The sequence below is a fragment of the Leadbetterella sp. DM7 genome (genome assembly GCF_040829825.2).
In the GTDB taxonomy this organism is placed as follows: Bacteria; Bacteroidota; Bacteroidia; order Cytophagales; family Spirosomataceae; genus Leadbetterella.
Genome location: NZ_JBFOLH020000003.1, coordinates 326651 through 349481, shown reverse-complemented (window position 1 = coordinate 349481; position 22831 = coordinate 326651). Strand labels below are relative to the sequence as shown.

Here is a 22831-nt window from a genome sequence, read left to right as displayed (position 1 = left end):
CGGGCCTTTTCAGCCGATCTTTCCTAATATCCGCAGAACCGATTCTTCTCCGGTATATTTCCGGATATCTTCAAAGGCGATCCATTGCAGAGCCAGCGTTTCGTGGTTGCGGGTTAGCGGTTTTTCCGCATCAGACTCGAACAGGTACCGCACATCAAAATGCTCGTGCTCAGGCACCTCTTTCCGCTCGGGAATGGTATGGATATCCAGGTCAACGATGCGCTGATCCTGCGCTGCAATCTCTACACCCGTTTCTTCGAAAACCTCCCGGATGGCTACCGCCAGCGTGTCTTCGTCACCGTCGCAATGCCCGCCGGGCTGCAACCATTTGTCCAGCTTTTTATGATGAATAAGCAGGAGCTTCCGGGCTGCGCGGTCAATAACAAATGCCGAGGCCGTAATGTGTCCTTTCAGGTTGCTGCGAAAAAAACAATCGGGATTTTCTTCTATAAATCCGATAAAGCGGTTCCTGATCCGGGTTTCTTCCGGGCTTCCGGCAGGAAGATTTCTTATTTCTTCGATAAGCGGGGTCATGGTATATAAATAATGGCATTGGGCTTCTGACCGGTAGCCAGGCCTTTGATCTTTTCTTTAGATTCCCGGTCAAAAATTTCAACGCTATTCTGTTTCTGGTTGATCAGCCACACGTTATTTTCCAGGAAAATAAAATAGTGCGGGTCATTCTCTGTAGCAATCTGGCGCTCTTTTTGCCAGGTTTCACCGTTTTTCCGGTATACATACAGGAAATTTTGCCCTTTGGCGCAGACCCATAAGGCCCCGTCAGGCGCAAAAGCGGCAAAGCCGGGTGCAAAATCAAGGTCAATGTGATCGGTTACCTTCAGCTGGTTGAGGTCTGCAAAATTCAGGGAACGCTGGTTGGCATTTTCCACAATGACATGGGCGGCGTCTTGCCCGCGCCATACATTGGTAGGGAAGGGGTCTACTTTGATATCCCGCACTACAGTTTTGGTGACCGGGTCAATAACCGTCAGGAAAGACGATTCCATGCAGGCTACCAGCACATACCGGCCGTCTTCACTGAACATGACCTCATGCGGGTCAGGCCCTACAATGATCTCTTTAATCAGGCCGCCGGTATGGCTGTCATACACCATAACCCGCCCGGAGTGCGAAACCAGGCCCGTCCATACTTCGCTGCCGTCTTTGGAAAATACGGCATTGTGGTTGGCAAAAGGTACGGTAATGGTGCGTTCGTTGCTCCCGGTTTTCCGGTTGAACAGCACCACATGGCCACCCGCCGTCATGTTGTGCAGCCCGTCATGCCCGGCTGAAAAATCGTATTCGGGCAGGGCAAAAGCAAAGCGGTCTGCTTCCGGGCTGACGCCGATATGGTGCATAAAGGTGTTGTAGGGAGAAGCAATGAACACGCGCTCCCGTTCCTGGTAGGTATCCGGGTCAAAAATGGAAATGCTGTTCTCGCCGCCATTGATCACCCACACGCCCGGCTGTTTGAGCGCATCGGAAACTTTCGGTTCATTTCTGTGGCACGACACCAGCAGCAGAACCATAACAGGATACAGGTAGTGCATAAAAAAACGTTGCCTTTGTAAAGACAACGTTTTTCTTAAAACAATATTCAATTTCACTTATAAATCAATGAGAATAAAAAGCGGGTGACAGACTTACCTCCTTCACGGGCCAGCTCTTTTGTAGCGTCAGAGAAAGCATCTTCCTTCACACGGGTATCTTTATCCGCAGGCAGGGTACTTTCCTGTGCAGAAGCAGCTACTGTATGCTGATAAGCAGCCTGGTAAAACAGGGTGCCGAACGCCATAGTGACGCAGAAAAGCAGGATGAGCAAGGCGTACTTCTTCATGGTATAAGACTCTTTACTACAAATGTATAAAGAAAAACGGAATAATGCAAAGGATAAGCCTTTTAAATTTTTCCGACCATGTTCTCCGGCTTCACCCATTCGTCAAACTCTTCCGGTGTCAGATAGCCCAGGGCCACAGCGGTTTCTTTCAGTGTGCTGCCGTTCCGGTGGGCGGTCTGAGCTATTTCAGCGGCCTTGTAATAACCGATCTTCGTGTTCAGCGCCGTTACCAGCATCAGCGAATTGTTGACATGCCGGGTAATGTTTTCGGTCAGCGGCTCAATGCCCACGGCACATTTATCGTTGAAGGAAACACAGCTTTCGCCGATCAGCCGGGCCGAATGCAGGAAGTTATAGATCATCATGGGCTTGAATACGTTCAGCTCAAAATGGCCTGTGGCACCGCCGATGTTAATGGCCACATCATTTCCGAGCACCTGGGCTGCCACCATGGTCATGGCTTCGCACTGGGTAGGGTTGACCTTTCCGGGCATAATGGAAGAGCCCGGCTCGTTATCAGGGATGTAGATCTCGCCAATGCCCGCCCGCGGGCCCGACGACAGCATCCGGATGTCGTTGGCAATCTTCATCAGGCTCACAGCCACGGTTTTCAGGGCGCCGTGCGCTTCCACAATGGCGTCATGTGCCGCCAGGGCCTCAAATTTGTTTTCAGCCGTCACAAAAGGAAGGCCGGTAAGCTCCGCTATCTTTTGGGCTACATTCCCGGCGTAACCATCGGGCGTATTGATACCGGTACCCACGGCTGTTCCGCCCAGGGCCAGCTCAGACAGGTGCGCCAGGGTGTTCTTAACGGCTTTCAGACCGTGATTCAGCTGGGAAACATAGCCCGAAAACTCCTGTCCCAGGGTAAGCGGCGTGGCATCCATGAAATGGGTACGGCCTATTTTCACCACCTTCATAAACTCTTCTGACTTCTTCTCCAGGGTATCCCGCAGCTTTTCAATGCCCGGAATAGTCACCTCTACCAGCATTTTATACGCCGCAATGTGCATGGCGGTAGGGAAGGTGTCGTTAGACGACTGCGATTTGTTCACATCGTCATTCGGGTGCACAAACTTGGTTTTATCGGTCAGCTCTCCGCCCTTGATCACGTGTGCACGGTAGGCGATCACCTCGTTGCAGTTCATGTTAGACTGGGTGCCTGAGCCGGTTTGCCATACCACCAATGGAAACTGGTCGTCGAGCTTGCCTTCCAGGATCTCCCCGCAAACCTCAGCGATCAGTCGGGTCTTTTCCTCGTCTAACACACCGGCATCCCGGTTGGCCAGGGCCGCTCCGTGCTTCAGGTAAGCAAATGCACGGATGATCTCTTTCGGCATTTTATTGATGTCCTGCGCTATTTTGAAGTTTTCGATAGAGCGTTGCGTTTGAGCGCCCCAATACACATTGGCAGGCACTTTAACCTCTCCCATTGTGTCTTTTTCTATTCTGAATTCCATTCGCTGGTTTTATTTGTAGTTAATATGCAAATTTATTGGTCTGTGCCGTAAAAACCCAATGAATACCGCAGAGTATTTAGGGGGGCATACAAAAAAAAGCGCAAATACAGTAAATGACGTTTTTTTTGTTAAATTGGCACGATTTTCAACCCAATCTTTAACCAACCCTTATCTGTATGAGCGGACTTATTCGTTTTAAATTATCATTCATGATGTTCCTGGAATTCTTTATCTGGGGCGCATGGTTTGTAACTTTAGGCACATTCCTCGGGAAAAACCTGAATGCCGAAGGTACGGTAGTGGCCAATATTTTCAATACCCAGTCCTATGGAGCAATCATTGCCCCGTTTATTGTCGGGCTTATTGCTGACCGGTACTTTAATGCGGAGAGGATTCTCGGGGTGCTGCACCTGCTGGGAGCCGGGCTGATGTACATGATGTACAAATCAGGAACTGCCGGTGAGTTTTTCCCGTATGTGCTGGGTTACATGATCCTGTTCATGCCTACCCTGGCTTTGGTGAACTCCATTTCTTTCCGTCAGCTCAGCAATCCTGAGAAGCAGTTTTCCGGTATCCGGATCTGGGGAACCATCGGCTGGATTGTAGCTGGGTTGGCCATCAGTTATGTTTTTGTATGGGATTCAGCGGATGCTATCCAGGGGGGAATGTTAAGGAATACTTTCCTGATGGCGTCTGTCGTTTCGGTCGTACTGGGTATTTACAGCTTTACACTACCTGCTACGCCACCTATGAAGGCGGGTAATACCGGTTCATCGGTTTCAGACATTCTCGGACTGGATGCATTAAACCTGTTGAAGGACAAAAATTTCCTGGTATTCTTTGTTTCCTCCATTCTAATCTGTATTCCTCTTGCTTTCTACTACCAGTTTGCCAATACTTTCCTCGTAGATATTCAAATGGCTAATCCCACGGCTAAAATGACTCTTGGACAAGCCTCAGAGGTCCTTTTCCTGTTGGCTTTACCTTTGTTTTTTAAACGATTTGGCTTTAAAAATACTATCCTGGTGGCTATGCTAGCTTGGGCATTGCGTTACCTGCTGTTTGCTTACGGCAATGCAGGTGACCTGACCTTTATGCTGCTACTGGGAATTGCGTTGCACGGAGTATGTTATGATTTCTTCTTTGTGGCCGGGCAGATATACACAGATGCCAAGGCGGGAGAGAAATACAAAAGTGCAGCCCAGGGGCTGATTTCGTTGGCTACTTACGGTGTAGGTATGATGATCGGGTTCTGGGCAGCCGGACTGATCAGCGATAGCTACGCAGCCATAAAAGATGCGGATATAGCCCTGTTCTGGGAGAAAGTATGGATCATCCCGGCCGGAATTGCTTTTGCCGTGATGGTGCTGTTCTTCCTGTTCTTTAAAAACGAAAAAGTAGAATCAAAATAAACTAAAAGTGAAAAGTGAAAAGTTATGGTACATTATCTTTTCACTTTTCACTTTTATCTTTTCACTTAATCTGTGCGTTATTTCATTGAAATAAGCTACCTGGGAACCCACTTCCACGGATGGCAGTTGCAGAAAGACGGGGCGGCGACCATCCAGGGAGAAGTAGAGAAGGCATTAAGCACTATTCTGAATATGCCCGTTTTTGTCCAGGGCAGCAGCCGTACCGATACCGGCGTACATGCCCGGCAGCAGTTTGCCCACTTTGATGTGCCTGTTGAGCTGTCAGCCCCCATTATTGAGCGGCTGAACCGTTTCCTGCCGCGCGACATTTCCGTCAGGAACCTCTACCCGGTAAAAGAAGATACCCACGCACGCTTTGATGCCATTGGCCGGAAATATATTTACCGCATTATTCACCGGAAAGATCCGTTTAAAAAAGAATTCTGTGCCCTGTACACCCGCCGGCCCGATGTGGAGCTGATGAACCGGGCGGCCGGGCTGCTGTTCAGCTATACCGACTTCCAGTGTTTCAGCAAGGTAAAGACCAATGTGCTTACCTTCAACTGTACCCTTACAGAAGCCATCTGGAAAGAAAATGACGAAACCCTGGAATTTCATATCACCGCTAACCGTTTCCTGAGAGGGATGGTCAGGGCAGTGACCGGCACCCTGCTGGATGTGGGCTACGGCAAAACCAGCCCGGAAGCGTTTGAGCAGATTATTTTAAGCAAAGACCGGACAAAGGCCGGCTCGGCCTCCAAAGCGGAAGGACTGACCCTGGAGAGGGTGTATTACCCGGAGGGGTATTTTGGGGAGAAATTGACGATGGACAATGGACAATTGACAATGGACAATTGAAAATAGGGTAAGTTGCAAGGTAGGAAGATTGTTCAAAGACAAAATCCGAAGGATTGATATATTTATAGCCCGCGTTTAGATGCGACCCGAAGGGGTATTTTGGGGAGAAATTGACGATGGATAATTGACAATGTACAATTGACAATGGACAATTGACAATAGGGTAAGTTGCAAGGTAGGAAGATTGTTCAAAGACAAAATCCGAAGGATTGATATATTTATAGGCCCGCGTTTAGATGCGACCCCGAAGGGGTCGAACGGGGTGCTTTAACACCGTTTTTCTATAAACATTTGATCACTTCGTGGTCGCTATCCGGAATGTAAAGAATATGCAGACAGAAATCGGAACCGATATCGCTAAAGCGAAAATGATCCTGGAGAGGGGAGGGCTGGTGGCCATTCCCACCGAAACCGTGTACGGCCTGGCCGCTAATGCATTGGACCCGCTGGCCGTGGCCCGAATCTTTGAAGCCAAGAACCGGCCTGCGTTTGACCCGTTGATCGTACATATTTCGAAATTTAAAGAATTATACAAATATACTTCGTCTTCTTTGGATAAATTAGGTAAAATTGCGAATAAATTCTGGCCGGGGCCTTTGACCATCCTGGTGCCGAAGAACGACCGGATCCCGGATATTGTTACTTCCGGCTCGGAAAGGGTGGGCATACGGGTGCCGGGCCACCCGCTTACACTGGAGCTGCTTTCCACGCTGGATTTCCCGGTGGCGGCACCCAGCGCCAATCCGTTTACCTATATATCGCCTACCACCGCCCGGCACGTATACGACCAGCTCAACGGCCGGGTAGACTACATTCTCGACGGAGGCCCCAGCCGGGTAGGCGTAGAGTCGACCATTGTAGGTATGGAAGGCAATGAAATGGTGGTTTACCGGAAAGGCGGACTGGAAATTGAAGAATTACAAGCCGTTTTTGAGGGAACTATCCGCATCAATGACTTCTCCGATTCCAATCCGCAGGCACCGGGCATGCTTAAAAAGCATTATTCCCCTGATAAAAGAGTCCTCCTGCTGACAGATGATACCCGCCTGGAGGAATGCGATAAAGATAAAACCGGACTTTTGCGCTATTCTTCTCCCGTTACCGGCTTTTCAAGCCAGTTTGTTCTTTCTGAAAAGGCCGATCTGAAAGAAGCTGCTGCCCGCTTGTTTGAAGGACTGCGCTACCTGGATAAATGCCCCATTGATACCGTCTTCATCGAATTTGTACCCGAAGCCGGCCTGGGCCGGGCTATTAATGACCGGCTGAGGCGGACGCTGGCGGAAGAGTAATTTCAGTTTTTAACTTAATCTATTCTTCCACCACCACAATCTCAATCCTCCTGTTCTGCGCTTTGCCTTCTTCCGTGTCATTGCCGGCTACAGGTTCTGAAGAACCTTTCCCGGAAGTTTGTATCCTTTCGGGGTTGATCCCGTTATTGAACAGCCAGTTGGCTACCGCCCGCGCCCTGAACTCCGATAAACGCTGGTTCTGGCGCTCGTCGCCCGTTTTATCGGTGTGACCGATCACTTCGATGGTTACTTTCGGGTTATTGTTCAGGAACTGCAGCACTTCACGCAGCTTGGTTTCCGAACCTTTCAGCATGGTGGTCTGGCTTTGCTCAAAGTTTACGCCGTTCAACGCGTACCGGCGGCCTTTTTTAGCTTCCATAGGTGCTTCTTCTTTCGGTGCCGGTGGCGTTACGGTTACCGGGGGGGTAACCACGGCTTCCGTCACCGGCGGTGTAACCACGGGCGGGGCTGCTTCGGTTACCGGCGGGGTTGTTTCCGGAACGGTTTCTGCTACTACAGGGGCGGTAACGGCCTCCGGCTCCAGCTGAACCTTCAGCTGAAACTGGGCCAGCTGCCGGCGGTTATTCGAGGCGCTGTAGGCCCGGAAACCCGGCACATGAATGTTGATCTGCAACGTTTGATCCGGGTCAGATTCCAGCAGGAATGCGTTTTTCCCGGGATCAAAAGACACGGCAGGGCTTACTCCGTCAGCCTGCTGCACGATGGCGGTGGCCCCTTTTTTCTGGTCGTCGGTAAGGGTATTGTCCAGCACAAGCGCCAGCGGGTACGCCGGCTTCCGGACCATAATCTCCAGTTTTTCATCCCGGAATGCGGTGGGTTCCACCTGCTGATCAAAAGAAGCGTAGCCGGCCGTTTCAAATTGAACGCGGTAGGCTTTCTGCGGGTTAAGCATGGCGGTATGTTCGCCGTTTTCTTCTTTTACCGGCAGCTCTGTGGAGGCTGCAGACCGTATTTTCAGCTGCTGAACAGGCAGGATCTCGCGGGTGTAGTCGTCCTGTACAACAAGCGTTATTTTCTGCAGGTCGGCCGGGGTCAGCGTCAGGGTAATATTGCGGCCATTGTTCTTCAGGGGCCCGGTGAGGGGCTCATAGCCTTCTGCCCTGACCTCTACGGTGTAGGTTTTCTCCGGGTTGATGCGGTAGGTCAGGTAAGTGCCTTTGCTGCTGTTATACAGGGTTTCTACCGGCTTTTTGTTTTCATCCAGGATAAAGAGCTGGCTTTTCATCACCGGCTGAAGGGTGTAGGCGTCTACCAGCGCATATTCGTGCTCGGTAAATGTGACGGCGCGTACATCAAAGGTGACCGGTATCAGCTGGGCCTCGTTGCCGGGCCGGGTAACCTGCTTCTGCGAATACGATCCGAAACCGTCTTTTTTGAACACAAAATTATACTCTCCTTTTTCACGGGGTTGGTACGATTCTCCCGAAGTTACGGTTTCCCTGCGGCCCGAAGGGGCCGTTACTTCTACCTGCGCATTGATTTTATCGCCCGAGGTGATGTCGCGCACCACCACAAAGAAAGGAGCGGGCTCCTGAACGGCAGGTGTCGGCGCCTCTGCCAGGGTTTCTGCCGGTTTGGGTGTCAGCTTGATCTCCAGCACATCCAGGTCGTACAGGTTTTCGGTCTCGAATCTTCTTTCTTCCGTATAGTATTGCGGGGCGTCTACGCTGATCTTCACATCGGCGCCTTTGACGACCTCGTAAAAACGGTTTTTCTTCTCTGTTTTAAGTGGAATAGTATTTTCACTTAATGCGTAAGCTACTTTTACGGTGGCATTCTTTACTTCGGTCCCGTCCATGCCGTTAATTACCCTCAGCTGGAGGCGCATCTTTTCGGTGTCCTGCGCTGAAGCGGAGTAAAACAAAGTGAGTGCGACAAAAAATAACTTTATTCTCATTAAACTTTTATAACTTTGAAGTGTCCAAATATAGGTGTTGTTCCTATATATAACGTATAAAAATGTTGCTCCTGAAAAAATTAACGAATGATATTTTCACCCGATTTTTTCCCGTGTATTGACTATATCCGGCATCTTCCCGTCGAAGATACCGTTTGGATCAATACCGCCGGGCAATACCGGAAGCAGTCGTACCACACCCGTGCCTATGTTCTGGGTCCGCACCGGGTTGAAACCCTCCTGGTTCCCGTAAAAAAGTTTGCCAACCATGAGCTGATCCGGAATATAGAGATCGATTACTCTACTGCCTGGGAGCGCAAAGCATGGAGAACACTGATCAATGTTTACCGTAACAGTCCTTTTTTTGAGTACTTTGAAGATTATATATACAAAGTGTTTGCCAAAAGACACGAACGGCTGGTAGATTTGAATTGTGATACGCTGACAATTTGTCTGAAATTAATGGGAGTAGATAAGACAATTTGTCTTCAGGATTTTTCGTATTATGAATATAAAAACCAATTTATTAGCTTTAATGCGAAAAACAGGGGGGAGAATGCGGCCAATTTGCCTTTTAAGCCCTACATTCAGAATTTTGGCAATAAGTTTGAGCCTAATCTGAGTATTCTGGATCTGCTCTTTATGAAAGGACCCGAAAGTTGGACCACCGTAAGGGAGCCAATTTGAAAAAAAAATTGTTATAGAATTAAAACACAAAGGAGTAAATAATGGAACCCAAGTTTTCGCAAAGAGTAAAAGAGGTAATATCTCTGGCAAAAGAAGAAGCCTTACGGCTGGGTCACGACTACATCGGAACGGAGCATTTGATACTTGGGATGATCAGGGAGGGGGAAGGCCTCGGACTGGGATTGATCCAGAAAGCCGGCCTGAATCCTGAAGATCTGAGAACAACTATCGAAAATTCCACACGGGGTACCGCCACCAATACGATCAAGAACCTGGCGAATATTCCTTTAACCCGCCAGTCGGAAAAAGTGTTGAAAATCACCCACCTGGAAGCCAAGATATTTAAATCGAACGTGATCGGAACCGAGCACCTGCTGCTGGCGGTTCTGCGGGATGACGATAACCTGGGTTGTCAGATCCTGAACAAATTCCAGATCGACTATAAGCTGATCAAGGAAATGCTGGAATACCAACTGACCGGTATTGAGCCGCGCATGGACAGCCAGGACACCGATGACGAAGACAAGGGCTTCGGCACCGGGAGTGGTTTCGGACAAAAAGCCGATACCAAGGGCAGTGAAAAGTCAAGAACACCCATTCTCGATAATTTCGGGCGGGATCTGACCAAAATGGCGGAAATCGGCAAGCTGGATCCTATTGTCGGGCGGGAAAAAGAAATTGAGCGTGTAGCCCAGATCCTTTCCCGCAGAAAGAAAAACAATCCTATCCTGATCGGTGAGCCCGGTGTGGGTAAAACGGCTATTGCCGAAGGCCTGGCGCTGCGCATTGTTCAGAAGAAAGTTTCACGCGTATTGTTCGGGAAAAGGGTGGTGACCCTTGACCTGGCCTCATTGGTGGCCGGTACCAAATACCGCGGCCAGTTTGAGGAAAGAATGAAGGCGGTGATGCAGGAAATTGAGAAAAACCCGCAGATCATCCTCTTTATTGACGAGATTCATACCATTGTGGGCGCAGGCGGTGCCAGCGGCTCGCTCGATGCTTCCAACATGTTCAAGCCGGCTCTGGCCCGTGGCGACATCCAATGCGTAGGGGCTACCACCCTCGACGAGTACCGGCAGTATATTGAGAAAGACGGTGCCCTGGCCCGGCGTTTCCAGATGGTGATGATCGATGCCACCTCTATTGACGAGACCATCGAGATTTTGCATAATATCAAAAGCAAATACGAAGATCACCACCATGTGACCTATTCAGACGAAGCCATCGAGCTGGCGGTGAAGTATTCGGAGCGGTATATTACCGACCGTTTCCTGCCCGATAAGGCCATTGATGTGATTGATGAGGTAGGCGCCCGGGTGCACATCCGGAATATCAATGTGCCCCAGGAGGTGGTAGACCTTGAAAATGCCGTTGAGGAGATCAAGCAGGAGAAAAACCGGGTGGTGAAAAGCCAGCGGTACGAGGAAGCAGCCCAGCTGCGCGACCGCGAGAAGCGGCTGATCGATCAGCTCGAAAATGCCAAGGCCGCCTGGGAAGAAGAATCGAAACGACAACGCTTTAATGTAACCGAAGAGCACGTGGCTGAGGTCATTGCCATGATGACGGGCATACCGGTGAAACGGGTGAACATGAATGAGGGCGAGAAGATCCTCAAAATGGGCGACAGCCTCAAAGGGAAAGTGATTGGCCAGGATCCGGCTGTAGAAAAGCTGGTGAAAGCCATACAACGTACCCGGGTAGGACTGAAAGATCCGAAGAAGCCGATTGGCTCGTTTATCTTCCTGGGACCTACCGGTGTCGGGAAAACCGAGCTGGCCAAGAAGCTGGCCGAATACCTGTTTGACAAGGAAGACGCCCTGATCCGTATCGATATGAGCGAATACATGGAGAAATTCAGCATATCGCGCCTGGTGGGAGCGCCTCCGGGATACGTGGGATACGAAGAAGGCGGTCAGCTGACCGAGAAAGTGCGCCGGAAACCTTATTCGGTGATCCTGCTGGATGAAATTGAAAAGGCACACCCGGATGTGTTCAACATCCTGCTCCAGGTATTGGATGACGGTATCCTGACCGACTCGCTCGGTCGGAGGGTGGATTTCCGGAATACCATTATTATCATGACCTCGAATATCGGGGTGAGAGACCTGAAAGACTTCGGATCCGGTATCGGTTTTGCTACCCGGTCACGCATGGAAAACCAGGACGATATGGTGAAATCTACCATCCAGAACGCACTGAAGAAGTCGTTTTCGCCTGAATTCCTGAACCGGCTCGACGACGTGATCGTCTTTAACTCACTGACCCGCGAAGATATCTTCAGGATCATTGATATTTCACTGGGCAAGCTGCTGGCCAGGATCCATAACCTGGGGTATTCGCTGGAGCTGACCGATACGGCCAAGGTTTTCCTTTCCGAGAAAGGATATGACCAGCAGTACGGGGCACGTCCGCTGAACCGGGCTATCCAGAAATATGTCGAAGACCCGCTGGCGGAAGAGATTCTGAGGGGTTCACTGAGCGAAGGCGATGTTATCCTGGTAGATCACGTGGAAAACGAAGAAAACCTGAGTTTCTCCCGGAAATCGAAGATTGAAGAGGTAGAGCAGTAAGATGCTATATACGAATAAAAAGGCACAAAACATCGCGTTTTGTGCCTTTTTTTATGTATATATGTTAGACCTTTACCGTAACAGACGGTATTCATTCGGCGTAGAGCCTACCCGCTGTTTAAAGAGGCGGATGAAATGCTGGGGGTATTTAAAGCCCAGATCGTAAGCGATTTCATTGATGGTTTTATGCGAATGGAAAATCCTTTTCTTGGCCATGTCAATGATTTTATTCTGGATGTATTCCTGGGCCGATCTCCCGGTCTCTTTTTTGATCAGGTCTCCGAAATAGTTGGCTGAAAGGTTCAGTTCTTCCGCACAGTAACTTACGGAGGGTAGGCCGATATTCTGGGGCTTATCCGTAGTGTAATAATCGTTCATGAGCGCTTCAAACCTTTCCAGGATGCCCTTATTAGCATTTTCCCGCGTGATAAACTGGCGATCATAAAACCTTTCGCAGTAGTTCAGGAACAATTCGATATTGGAGGCGATGAGCTTCTTGCTGTGCTTATCCATGGACTGCCGGAGTTCGAACCCTATTTTTGAAAAGCAGTCCAGCACGATCTGCCGCTCGCGTTCGGATAAGTGCAGGGCTTCGTGAGTACGATAGTTGAAAAAGCTGTAGCTATCCAGGATCTTGGCCAGGGGTGTGCCCAGGAGCAGGTCAGGATGAAAAACCAGGGCGTGACCTGAAGGCTGGTAGAGATCGGTTTTATTCTCCACGTCTATCACCTGCCCGGGTGAAACAAACACCAGCGTACCTTCCTGGTAATCGTAGGTATTGCAGCCGTATTTCAGATCGCCGCACACGGCCTCCTTCAGGAAGATGGCGTAGATCCCGAAATACATTTTTGAGCCCGTTCTTCTTTCCGCCTTTGAAAAATCAATGACACTCACCAGCGGATGCAGCGTTTCATGATTATTGAAATCATTGTATTGGGTTACGGTTTCGAAATAGAAGCTTCTTTCCATGTTATTGATCACCAATTTTTAGGGCAAAGTCTGGCCTGCCGTTCAGTAATTCAATACCGTCTGGTCTACCAGCTCGTTGCCTTTAAATACCAGGATCCAGATTTTGCCGTAATCGTCATCGTCCATCAGCGGGTAGGCTTCCTTACCGATCAGGGTATTGACCATGGGCGGAACGGTGTTGGAATGCCCGGCAATGACAATGGTTTTTCCTTTACCGGCCCTGACCATCTCTGCCAGGTTCCCGTTGTCCATAGGTTTATAGGTCTGTACTTTTTGCCCGTTGGCCTCTGCCAGAACCGAGATGGTCTGCAGGGTTCGCTTATACGGTGTGGCATAGAACGCATCTACAGGTACATCTTTCAGCAATGCGGCCAGGAGCGAGGCCCGCTGCAGGCCTTTTTCCGATAACGAAGGGTCACGGGGATCATCGGTGGCTTTTTCAGCGTGCCGTACCAGGATGATTTTCGAGACCAGGGCCTCCTGCGCTGAGGTATCGGGGCTAAAAGTCAGGCTTAACAGGAGAATAAAGGCATATTTCATAGGTTCATACTTTTGTGGTATATTGAACAACTATACAAATTACGATAAATATCCGGGATGCACCAGCAGGGGAACGATTTTCCGGCGGTTTTTCGTATTTTTGGAGACCATTTACCGAATTACCCCGTGAAGCTATTCCGATTGCTGCTGATCCTGGTGTCGTTCCAGGCTTTTTCCCAGACCCTTTCTCCGCAGGCGCGGGTTTCGCTGCTGACCATTTCGCCCGGCGATGAGCTGTATTCTACTTTCGGACACAGCGCCATCCGGGTAAGCGACCCGGCTCAGTTTATTGATTTCAACTACAATTACGGTACGTTTGATTTCGATGCGCCGGGATTTTACGTGAAGTTTTTACGGGGCTACCTGAACTACATCATTTCCTATAATAATTCGTATGCGGAAATGGAATACTGGAACCGCAGCAACCGCCTGATCACCGAGCAGGTGCTGAACCTGTCTCCCCACCAGAAACAGCGGGTGTTTGATTACCTGCAGAACAACCTGCGGCCGGAGAACCGTACATACCGTTATAAGTTTTTTACCGATAACTGCAGCACCCGGCTGCGGGATGTGCTGCAAGTGGCCTGTGGCGACAGCCTGGTGTTTGATCACAAGCTGAATGCTGATAGCACTTTCCGGCAGTGGATAGATAAGTATGCGCATAATAACGGGCAGGAGTGGGCTGATTTCGGGATGGACCTGGCGATCGGAACGGGTTCGGATCAGAAAACGGGCTGGTCAGATGCCATGTTTATCCCGGATAACCTCATGAAAGCGCTGGATGCCGCCCGTATCCGGACGCCCAACGGTCTGGAGAAGCTGGTGCTGCAGAAGTATGATCTGAACCAGATCCAGCCGAAAGAGAAGAAAGGCTGGTTTACGCCTTCGGTTTTCTTTATGTTCCTGATGTTTGCGGTAGGAGGATATACCAGCTACCAGTATAGCCGGAAAAGCAGGTCTATGACGTTGGATAAGGTATTATTTACGATAACAGGGTTGGCCGGCTGGGTGCTGCTGCTGCTATGGTTTGGTACAGACCATGGCGTAACCCGCAATAACCTTAACCTGTTCTGGTCTTCCCCGCTGGTCTTCCCGGCTGTATTTTACCTGGGAAAGAAAAAATGGGCGGGATGGCTGTTCCTGGTTTTTACCGTACTCCTGGTGGCAGGATGGTTGTTTGTCCTGCTGGCCAGCGAAGGGAAATTCCCTCCTGCAGTGCTGTTCATTATCATCACCCTCTTTATGCGTGTAGTTTTCTTATTTAAAAACAAATACATTGGATTTACAAGAAATTAAAAACCTTCTGACAGATACGGCCCGGGAGGCGGGCAGCTTTATCCGCCGGGAGTCGGAACGGTTTAACAGCCGGTCTATTGAGTATAAGGAGGTGAATAACGTGGTCTCGTATGTAGACAAGGAAGCCGAGCGGATGATCGTGGACCGGCTGGCAGGACTGGACGAAAGCATCGGTTTTATTACGGAAGAGGAAACGGCGGCTACCGCTGACCGTTACGGCTATAACTGGATCATTGACCCGCTGGACGGCACCGCTAATTTTGTGCACGGGTTACCGCATTATTCGGTGAGCCTGGCCCTGGCGAAAGGCAAAGAGGTGCTGGCGGGTGTGGTATATCATGTACCGGCCGATGAGACCTACTGGGCGGTGCAGGGCGGCGGTGCCTGGAAAGGGGAGCAGCAGCTGAAAGTTTCCGAAGCCGGCCGACTGGGGGAAACGCTGATGGCCACGGGCTTCCCGTACTACCGGTTTGAGGAGGTGAATAAATACATTAAGATCCTGGAAGAGCTGATGCAGAACACTCACGGGCTGCGGCGGTTTGGTTCCGCCGCGCTGGACCTGGCTTATGTGGCGGAGGGCCGCTACGACGGTTTCTTTGAGTATAACCTGAACAGTTATGACATGGCCGCCGGTGTACTGCTGGTGCAGGAAGCAGGCGGAAGCGTGACCGATTTTTCAGGCGGGGATGATTATCTTTTCCGCGGGGATGTGGTGGCCGGTGGTGCGGCGCACCGGGAGTTATTAGAGGTGATAAAAAAATACTGGTAAATATGGAACATTTAAAATACCCCATCGGGCGCTTCGATAAGACCCGGCAATATGCTTTTGAGGACGCTCCGGCGGCTTTGGATTACCTGGAGGCTTTCCCGGCGCTGTTAAGGCAGGAAGTGGAAAACCTGACGGCGGAAGACCTGGAAAAGGTGTACCGGCCGGATGGCTGGAATATCCGGCAGGTGGTTCATCACCTCGCGGACTCCCACATGCATCTCTATATCCGGATCAAGCTGGCGCTGACGGATGAAAATCCGGCGGTAAGCGGCTATCATGAGAACGTATGGGCGGAAACGGCCGATTGTGGCCCGGACATCCAAAACCCGGTGCAGATCCTGGGAGCCCTGCACGCACGTATAGTGCAGCTGTACCGGAATATGAGCCGGGAAGATTACGATAAAACCTATTTTCACAGCGGCTACCAGGCCACGTATGTGCTGCGGAATGTATTGCACCTGTACCGCTGGCACTGCGAGCACCACCTGGGGCATATCCGGCTGGCGCTGAAAAACTAGTTTAATGTAGCCTCGCGGATCAGCTCGTCTGATTTTTCTTTCCCGAGGTAGCTGTCGATCAGGAAGTGGATCAGGTAAATTACCGGTGTCACCAGGATGGCCACTACAAATTTGTAGATGTAGTTAACCGAGCCCACGGCCAGGATCTGCTTAAGGTCCCAGTTACCGAAGAGGTAGAAGGCAATGAAGATCACCACGAAGCTGTCGAGCAGCTGCGAAAGCAGGGTAGAACCGGTGGCCCGCAGCCAGATGTGCTTGTTTTTGGTAACGAGCCGCAGCTTTTTAAAGATATAGGCATCAGTGATCTGTCCGAGCAGGAATGCAATGATGCTCCCGATGATGATTCCCATGCCCGAGTTCAGGATGATGGCGTAGGCGTTGTTGATATTGAGCGGTAAGCCCTGGGCATCGGTCTTATTGAGGTCTACCCAGAATTGAGCAGGGGGCAGGGCCGAAGCGCCGTAGAGCACAAAAAAAGTATAGGCAATCAGCAGGGTGGTGATGTAGGAGATCATCTTCACGCCTTTTACACCGAAAAACTCGTTAATGATATCGGAAATAATGAATACCACCGGCCAGTTCAGCACACCGGCTGACATGTTGAAGTCGAGCCGGAACCCGAGGATATCGATCCGGGCCGGCGGGATGCCCAGCACACTTTCCAGTGAAAAAATCTTGGAGCCGATAATTTCGGCTGTCACGGCATTGGTCACAAAGAAACCGCATAAAATAATGAAGAGGATGTTTTTCTTGGTGTACATAAGGCTCGGTTTACGGAGTAAATATAGGGATTTACAGAATTATTAAACGATTTTTTCTCATACTGATATTTTTTATTTAATTTCATTTCCTAATTCATAAACTATGCAAAAATTACTCAAAGCGATTATTGCCGGCTGGGGCGCTAAAAAGTTTGGCGGCGGCTGTTTCGGAACCATTATTGTTTTTCTGCTGATCTGGTGGCTGCTGACCAAATTCGGGATGTAAGAACCGGGTGATTTTTTTTAGAAAATATTATCTAAGGGAGACAAAAATCTGATTTTTAAGGAAATGTTATGAAGTGAGATCACTTTGTGGATTTGTGGAAAATGAGTGGGTTAATCCACTTCAGCAATTGGCTGTAAATCGGGATAATTTTCTCCCGGTTAATTAGATTTAACACTTAATTATGAGTAAAATACTGATAGCTAATTGTTTAACATTTTCACAAATGTGCATAATTTTCAGGGCATTTCCGGTGAAAATTGAACAATTTGGTCAGGATTTATCCCGGTAAAAGGATGAGCTCAACGGAAACTATGAATATGCAGCTGACGCTTATTCCCACCCCCATCGGAAATCTGAAAGATATTACGCTGCGGGCGTTGGAAGAGCTCAGAAATGCAGACCTGATCCTGGCGGAAGACACACGTACCACCGGGATTTTGCTGAAATATTACGAGATAGCCCGGCCTTTGCAGAGCTATCATATTTTTAACGAGCACAAGTCGGTGCTGAAGATCGTGGATACGATCCGTTCAGGGAAGAAGGTAGTGCTGGTATCAGACGCCGGCACGCCGGGTATTTCTGACCCGGGCTTCCTGCTGGTGCGGGCCTGCCTGGAAAACGGGATCGGGGTGACCTGCCTGCCCGGCGCTACAGCGTTTGTGCCCGCCCTGGTCATGTCGGGCCTGCCTTCTGACGCATTTGTCTTTGAAGGATTCCTGCCGGTGAAGAAAGGGCGCCAGACCCGGCTGAATGCGTTAAAGGAAGAATCAAGAACCATGGTCTTTTACGAGTCACCGCACCGCATACTCAAAACCCTGGAGCAATTCAGGGAGACTTTCGGTGATGACCGGCGGGCGGCGGTAAGCCGGGAAATTTCCAAGATGTATGAAGAGACGGTTCGCGGTACTTTGTCAGAAATTCTTACTATTTTTGCAGGCAAAGCTCCTAAAGGAGAGATCGTGATCGTTATAGAAGGAAATAAAAATTAACCTGACAAATATGAGATTTGAAAACAAAACCGTGTTAATTACCGGCGCATCCCGGGGGATAGGAAAAGCCATTGCCGAAGAATTCGTTAAAAACGGCGCCAACGTGGCTTTTACCTACTTATCGTCTGTAGAAAAAGGGCAGGCCCTGGAAAAAGAGCTGGGCGCCCACGGGACCCGTGTTAAAGGGTACCGTTCAGATGCCTCACAATATGCAGATGCCGAGCGCCTGGTAAACGATGTAGTGACAGATTTCGGTCAGGTAGATGTGCTTATCAATAATGCAGGAATTACCCGCGATACCCTGCTTCTGCGGATGACCGAGGAGCAATGGGACGAAGTGCTGCGGGTTAACCTGAAGTCGGTATTTAACCTCACCAAGGCCATTTCAAAACCCATGATGAAGGCCAAAGCGGGTTCTATTGTCAATATTTCTTCTGTTGTGGGGCTGATGGGCAATGCCGGACAGGCCAATTATGCCGCATCCAAGGCCGGTATGATCGGGTTTACGAAATCGATTGCCAAAGAGCTGGGTTCCCGGAACATCCGTTGCAACGCGGTGGCACCCGGCTTTATTGAAACCGAAATGACCGGTGAGCTGAACGCGGCACAGCTGGAAGAATGGACCAAGTCTATCCCTCTAAAGCGGCCGGGACAGGGTACCGACATTGCGCGGGCCTGCATGTTCCTCGCTTCGGATGACTCCGCATACATCACCGGCCAGGTGCTGGTGGTAGACGGGGGCCTTTTAATGTAATTCACCCGGTATGAAATCAGAAATTGTTTCCCAAACTCCCGGCTGGTATATTTTGCTCTGCCTGGGTTGGGGAATCGCTCTTGCCGTTCTCTATTATGTGAGGGCTTCTGTATTTACCCGAAACCAGAAGCGACTGCTGGCGCTGTTAAGAGGCGTGCTGGGCTTCCTGGTGGCTTTTTTATTGTTAAACCCGCTGATCAAAACGGTCAGCTCGCTTATCCTGAAGCCCAAGGTGGTGGTGCTGGTAGACAACTCGCGCTCCATGCGTTCAGGCGGAAACCTGAAAGAGGCCGGTGCCGGGCTGGAGGCGCTCCGGAAGGATATCGAGAAGAAGGGATACGAGTTCGAGATCCGGAACCTGGACGATTTACCCGTTACCGGCTTTACTCCCGATGCTTTCCAGGCCCGGAAAACCAACCTGTCTGCCGGCATGAACGCCATCCGGAACAATTACGAAGGACAGAACCTGAGCGATGTGATCCTTTTTTCAGACGGGATCATGAACGACGGGGTGTCGCCCACTTTCCAGAAATATCCTTTCCGCGTGCATACGGTGGGTTTTGGTGACTCTACGCTGAAACGTGATGCGTTTATTGCCGGGGTATCGGCCAACCGGCTGGCTTACCTGGGCAATAATTTTACGGTCAGCCTGGATGTGGGCTCTTACCTGATGAAAGGGAAAACCGCCCGGGTGGAAATCCTGGATTCGGAAGGAAAAGTGCTGGAAAACCGGACCACGGGATACGGAACCGATGAAACCTTTGAAAGCATTTCGTTTACGCTTCCCGCCAAAGCAGTGGGCAAGCAGCGGTACATTGCCCGGCTGCAGGTGCTGGAAGGGGAGCATTCGGAAAAAAATAACCGCCGCGAGTTTGTGGTGGATGTGGTGAACGGGAAAGAGAAAATCCTGCTGCTGGCTTCTGCGCCACACCCCGACATCAAAGCCCTGAAAAGCATTATTGAGAAAAACGACCTTTTTGAGCTGAATGTTAAGATCGTGCAGGACAGTGACGCTGCCGCGGTGCAGAACGAGGTGTTTGATGTGCTGATTCTTCACCAGTTTCCGGATGCCGCCCAGCTGCATACCCGTTTCCTGGGCGCATTGCTGGCCCGCCAGAAACCCGTGTTCTTCATTCCCGGCAGCCGGTCTGATCTCTCGTATTTTAACGGGATGCAGAATATCGTGGGCATCCAGGCTCAGCCGGGAAAGCTGGATAAGGTTACCTCGCAGGTGAATTCTTCGTTCAGCCTGTTTACGATCGGGCAAAACCAGGCGGCGCTGATCGCTGACCTCCCGCCGCTGACCGTGCCTTTCGGAAATTATACCCTCCACACCGGTAGTGACGTGATTCTCGGGCAATACGTATCCGGCATCAATACCTCCCGGCCTTTGCTGGCGGTCAACCTGACGGGTACCCGGAAAATGGCGGCCTTCCTGGGCGACGGGCTGTGGCAATGGCGGCTGGAAGAATTTGCCATGACCGGCGCGCACGAAAGCCTCGACGACCTGCTGCTGAAAACCCTGCAGCTGATCTCCGTGCGCGAAGAGAAAGGAAAGCTGCGGGTGTACCCGGTGGCTGATGTTTTTGAAGCCGATCAGCGGGTGAGCTTCGTGGCAGAGGTATATAATGAGATATTTGAGAGAATTTTCGACCAGAATATTCGTTTAAAGATAAAGCCGCAGGGCGGGGCTGAAAAAGTGTATGATTTCACGATCAGCGAGGGAATGTCGCGGTTTGAGCTGTCGGCGCTTCCTCCCGGCGTGTATACCTATGAGGCCAGCGCAAAAGTACAGGGGAAAGACGAGGTATCGGGCGGGCAGTTTGTGGTGTCAGATACCGACCTCGAAACCCAGAACACCACGGCTGATTTCAGCCTGCTCCGTACACTGGCCCGGGAGAACGGGGGAGATTTTGTAGATGCCGCCCATATTTTTGAGCTGCGGAACAGCCTGGAAGAAAAAGGGCTGATCAACCGGGTGGTAGCGCAGGAAGACCTCAAAGACCTCATAAACCTGCGGTGGCTCCTGGCGCTTATCCTGGCCTTTGCCACGGTAGAATGGGTGCTGAGAAAGTATTTCGGAAGCTACTGAGCCGCGAAGGTTTAGATATTTATACAAACATGTAACTTTGTTTAATTACTTATAAATATATTTATCGCGAAATAATACTTCATTTTTTTAATTGCTAACGTTGAGGTGAAAAAGCTCTTTTGGCTGGCATTGGCCTGGTTTCCTGCTTCAGGACAAAATGCCGAAATTTTAAAAAAAATTCAGACAGCAATGATATTTGAAAAAAAGCCATCGGTGATCAGCATACCGGTAGATATTTCGTTGGATGACCTGCAGAACCAGATCAACAAGGGGCTGCCCGACCTGATCTACGAAGACAAGAGCTTCAGCGATAACAACTACGACGGGCTGAAAGTAAAGGTGTGGCGGAAGGGTAACCTGATCTTTACCGAGAATAAAGATGGGGTGCTGACCTATGAGGTTCCGTTGAAGGTGTGGGCACAGAAAGAGATCACCGTGCTGGGGATCTCCCAGGCGCCCAGTACCGATTTCGAGATCAAAATCAAATTCTCATCCCGTTTCAGGGTCAATGAAGATTACCAGATCGAAACCCAGACCAAGGGGGTGAGCTTTGCCTGGATCACCAGGCCCGTGATCAAATCGAGCCTGGTAGATGTGCCCATCGGGCCCATTATCGGCCGGGTGATCACCAGCAATATGCCCCTGTTTGCTGAGCAGATAGACAACACGATACGCGAGAATTATTCGCTGAAGCCTTACCTGATAGAAGCCTGGAACATGGCCAGGCGGCCCGTGCAGGTGTCGGAAGAATACAATACCTGGATCAAGGCAGATCCGGTGGAAGTGTATTTCACCCCGCTGCAATCGGTAGGCACCAGCCTGAAATCTACCCTGGGCATCAAGATTTTTATTGAAACTTTTGTGGGAACACCCCTCTATACACCTTCTATGGTGGTGGATATTCCTAAGCTGAAGACGGTATCGAATATCCCCGAAGAGTTTGATGTTCAGCTGCTGAACGTGATTTCGTACGAAGAGGCGAACACCATCAGCAAAAGAATGTTTATCGGGGAGACCTTTGAATTCAGCAACGGGAAATACAGGATCGAGGTAACGGACCTGGATGTGGGGCACGAAAAAGAGTACATCACGTTTACTATCCTGACCAAAGGCAGCTTTAAGGGGGAAATCCGTATCCAGGGTATCCCGGTCTACGACGCCGACCGGAAGATGGTGGTGCTGAAAAATGTACATCTCGACGTTAAAACCAGGAACCTGCTGCACAGGGCAGCGGCCTGGCTGCTGGAAGGCACGCTGGAAAGACGGATTGCGCAGGAATTCGGCCTGCCGCTGAACGATATTATTGAATATTCAAGAAAGAGCGTGCACGAAACCATCAATTCGGAGTTTTCGAAGGGCATTCGTATGCGGGGAGAGATTTTGTCGGTAGAGCCAGACCAGGTGATTGTCACCGATGAGGCCATTTTGGCGGTCGTGAATTCGCGCGCCAAAGTACAATTGATCGTGAAAGGCATGTAACCGGTGCGGAAAATTTTGTACCTCTGCGGGTTATAGCGTATTTTTGCATTACAACAGGTTGATCTGTCGCCCCGGCCCCCCGGCCGCGGAGGAAAGTCCGAACAGCACAGAGCATCATGCTACCTAACGGGTAGGGGAGATTCTGTCTCCACAGCCAGTGCCACAGAAAATTACCGCCCGGAGCTTGTTGAAGGGTAAGGGTGAAAAGGAGGTGTAAGAGACCCCCACGTATATTGCGAAATATGCGGTTCAGGTAAACCTCATGAGCTGAAAGACCAAATAAACCGGCGCTAAAGAGCGGCTCGTTCCAGCCGGAGGGTAGGTTGATTGAGGAGGCAGGTGACTGCTTTCCCAGATAAATGACAGAATAAAACAGAATTCGGCTTACTGACCTGTTTAAAAAAGGC

At 50.3% G+C, this 22831-nt stretch carries 21 protein-coding genes and 1 other RNA gene; 14 read left to right on the top strand and 8 right to left on the bottom strand.

Going from position 1 to position 22831, the window contains the following annotated elements; genetic code table 11:
• Positions 1 to 9 precede the first annotated feature (9 nt).
• From AB2U10_RS05265 to fumC, 4 genes are all read right to left on the bottom strand, one after another.
• Complete coding sequence (locus AB2U10_RS05265) at positions 10 to 534, bottom strand: NUDIX hydrolase (RefSeq protein ID WP_367913058.1); 525 nt, start codon at positions 532 to 534, stop codon at positions 10 to 12.
• Positions 531 to 1550 carry a YncE family protein gene (locus AB2U10_RS05260; protein ID WP_367913059.1) on the bottom strand — a complete coding sequence of 340 codons (1020 nt, stop codon included), beginning with the start codon at positions 1548 to 1550 and terminating at the stop codon, positions 531 to 533. Before AB2U10_RS05260 ends, AB2U10_RS05265 begins: the two co-directional genes overlap by 4 nt.
• Positions 1551 to 1603: 53 nt before the next feature.
• On the bottom strand, positions 1604 to 1837 hold the full coding sequence (locus AB2U10_RS05255; RefSeq protein ID WP_367913060.1) for a hypothetical protein: 234 nt from the start codon (positions 1835 to 1837) through the stop codon (positions 1604 to 1606).
• A gap of 62 nt (positions 1838 to 1899) precedes the next feature.
• On the bottom strand, positions 1900 to 3297 hold the full coding sequence (gene fumC / locus AB2U10_RS05250; protein WP_367913061.1) for a class II fumarate hydratase: 1398 nt from the start codon (positions 3295 to 3297) through the stop codon (positions 1900 to 1902).
• Positions 3298 to 3473: 176 nt separating this feature from the next.
• On the opposite strand from fumC, the gene AB2U10_RS05245 reads away from it, so the two are divergent.
• From AB2U10_RS05245 to AB2U10_RS05235, 3 genes are all read left to right on the top strand, one after another.
• On the top strand, positions 3474 to 4709 hold the full coding sequence (locus AB2U10_RS05245; protein WP_367913062.1) for an MFS transporter: 1236 nt from the start codon (positions 3474 to 3476) through the stop codon (positions 4707 to 4709).
• A gap of 72 nt (positions 4710 to 4781) precedes the next feature.
• The gene (gene truA / locus AB2U10_RS05240) at positions 4782 to 5567 is read left to right on the top strand and encodes a tRNA pseudouridine(38-40) synthase TruA (protein ID WP_367913063.1); all 786 of its coding nucleotides are present in this window, start codon (positions 4782 to 4784) and stop codon (positions 5565 to 5567) included.
• 329 nt (positions 5568 to 5896) lie between these two features.
• Positions 5897 to 6856, top strand: coding sequence for an L-threonylcarbamoyladenylate synthase (locus tag AB2U10_RS05235; protein WP_367913064.1), 960 nt, complete (start codon positions 5897 to 5899; stop codon positions 6854 to 6856).
• Between the two features lie 19 nt (positions 6857 to 6875).
• Here AB2U10_RS05235 and AB2U10_RS05230 read toward each other — a convergent pair whose 3' ends face one another.
• Positions 6876 to 8774: an OmpA family protein gene (locus AB2U10_RS05230; protein WP_367913065.1), complete on the bottom strand. Its 1899-nt coding sequence runs from the start codon at positions 8772 to 8774 to the stop codon at positions 6876 to 6878.
• An 87-nt stretch (positions 8775 to 8861) separates the two neighbouring features.
• Between AB2U10_RS05230 and AB2U10_RS05225 the strand changes: the two genes are divergently transcribed.
• Entirely contained in the window at positions 8862 to 9461 is a 600-nt protein-coding gene (locus AB2U10_RS05225; RefSeq protein ID WP_367913066.1) for a WbqC family protein, read from the top strand.
• A 41-nt stretch (positions 9462 to 9502) separates the two neighbouring features.
• Positions 9503 to 12031 (top strand): ATP-dependent Clp protease ATP-binding subunit, encoded by a 2529-nt coding sequence (locus AB2U10_RS05220; RefSeq protein ID WP_367913067.1) that lies wholly within the window; start codon positions 9503 to 9505, stop codon positions 12029 to 12031.
• Positions 12032 to 12103: 72 nt separating this feature from the next.
• Here AB2U10_RS05220 and AB2U10_RS05215 read toward each other — a convergent pair whose 3' ends face one another.
• The gene (locus tag AB2U10_RS05215) at positions 12104 to 13000 is read right to left on the bottom strand and encodes a helix-turn-helix domain-containing protein (protein WP_367913068.1); all 897 of its coding nucleotides are present in this window, start codon (positions 12998 to 13000) and stop codon (positions 12104 to 12106) included.
• Positions 13001 to 13042: 42 nt separating this feature from the next.
• Positions 13043 to 13540, bottom strand: coding sequence for a SixA phosphatase family protein (locus AB2U10_RS05210; protein WP_367913069.1), 498 nt, complete (start codon positions 13538 to 13540; stop codon positions 13043 to 13045).
• A 126-nt stretch (positions 13541 to 13666) separates the two neighbouring features.
• On the opposite strand from AB2U10_RS05210, the gene AB2U10_RS05205 reads away from it, so the two are divergent.
• The 3 genes from AB2U10_RS05205 to AB2U10_RS05195 are packed head-to-tail and all read left to right on the top strand — an operon-like array spanning position 13667 to position 16123.
• Positions 13667 to 14836, top strand: a complete 1170-nt coding sequence (locus AB2U10_RS05205) for an Lnb N-terminal periplasmic domain-containing protein (RefSeq protein WP_367913070.1) — start codon at positions 13667 to 13669, stop codon at positions 14834 to 14836.
• A complete protein-coding gene (locus AB2U10_RS05200; RefSeq protein WP_367913071.1) occupies positions 14817 to 15605 on the top strand; it encodes an inositol monophosphatase family protein in 789 nt (262 codons plus the stop codon). Before AB2U10_RS05205 ends, AB2U10_RS05200 begins: the two co-directional genes overlap by 20 nt.
• A 2-nt stretch (positions 15606 to 15607) precedes the next feature.
• A complete protein-coding gene (locus AB2U10_RS05195; protein WP_367913072.1) occupies positions 15608 to 16123 on the top strand; it encodes a YfiT family bacillithiol transferase in 516 nt (171 codons plus the stop codon).
• Here the strand turns inward: AB2U10_RS05195 and AB2U10_RS05190 are convergent.
• Positions 16120 to 16884 carry a queuosine precursor transporter gene (locus AB2U10_RS05190; protein WP_367913073.1) on the bottom strand — a complete coding sequence of 255 codons (765 nt, stop codon included), beginning with the start codon at positions 16882 to 16884 and terminating at the stop codon, positions 16120 to 16122. The genes AB2U10_RS05195 and AB2U10_RS05190 overlap by 4 nt on opposite strands.
• A 103-nt stretch (positions 16885 to 16987) precedes the next feature.
• Between AB2U10_RS05190 and AB2U10_RS05185 the strand changes: the two genes are divergently transcribed.
• From AB2U10_RS05185 to rnpB, 6 genes are all read left to right on the top strand, one after another.
• Positions 16988 to 17110, top strand: a complete 123-nt coding sequence (locus AB2U10_RS05185) for a hypothetical protein (RefSeq protein ID WP_367913074.1) — start codon at positions 16988 to 16990, stop codon at positions 17108 to 17110.
• Between the two features lie 317 nt (positions 17111 to 17427).
• A complete protein-coding gene (gene rsmI / locus AB2U10_RS05180) occupies positions 17428 to 18099 on the top strand; it encodes a 16S rRNA (cytidine(1402)-2'-O)-methyltransferase (protein WP_493820270.1) in 672 nt (223 codons plus the stop codon).
• A 10-nt stretch (positions 18100 to 18109) separates the two neighbouring features.
• Entirely contained in the window at positions 18110 to 18853 is a 744-nt protein-coding gene (fabG, locus tag AB2U10_RS05175; RefSeq protein ID WP_367913076.1) for a 3-oxoacyl-[acyl-carrier-protein] reductase, read from the top strand.
• Positions 18854 to 18863: 10 nt separating this feature from the next.
• Entirely contained in the window at positions 18864 to 20945 is a 2082-nt protein-coding gene (locus AB2U10_RS05170; RefSeq protein ID WP_367913077.1) for a VWA domain-containing protein, read from the top strand.
• Between the two features lie 189 nt (positions 20946 to 21134).
• Complete coding sequence (locus AB2U10_RS05165; protein WP_367913078.1) at positions 21135 to 22424, top strand: DUF4403 family protein; 1290 nt, start codon at positions 21135 to 21137, stop codon at positions 22422 to 22424.
• Between the two features lie 50 nt (positions 22425 to 22474).
• Positions 22475 to 22827: RNase P RNA component class A (gene rnpB, locus AB2U10_RS05160), an RNA gene on the top strand.
• The last annotated feature ends 4 nt before the right edge of the window (positions 22828 to 22831 follow it).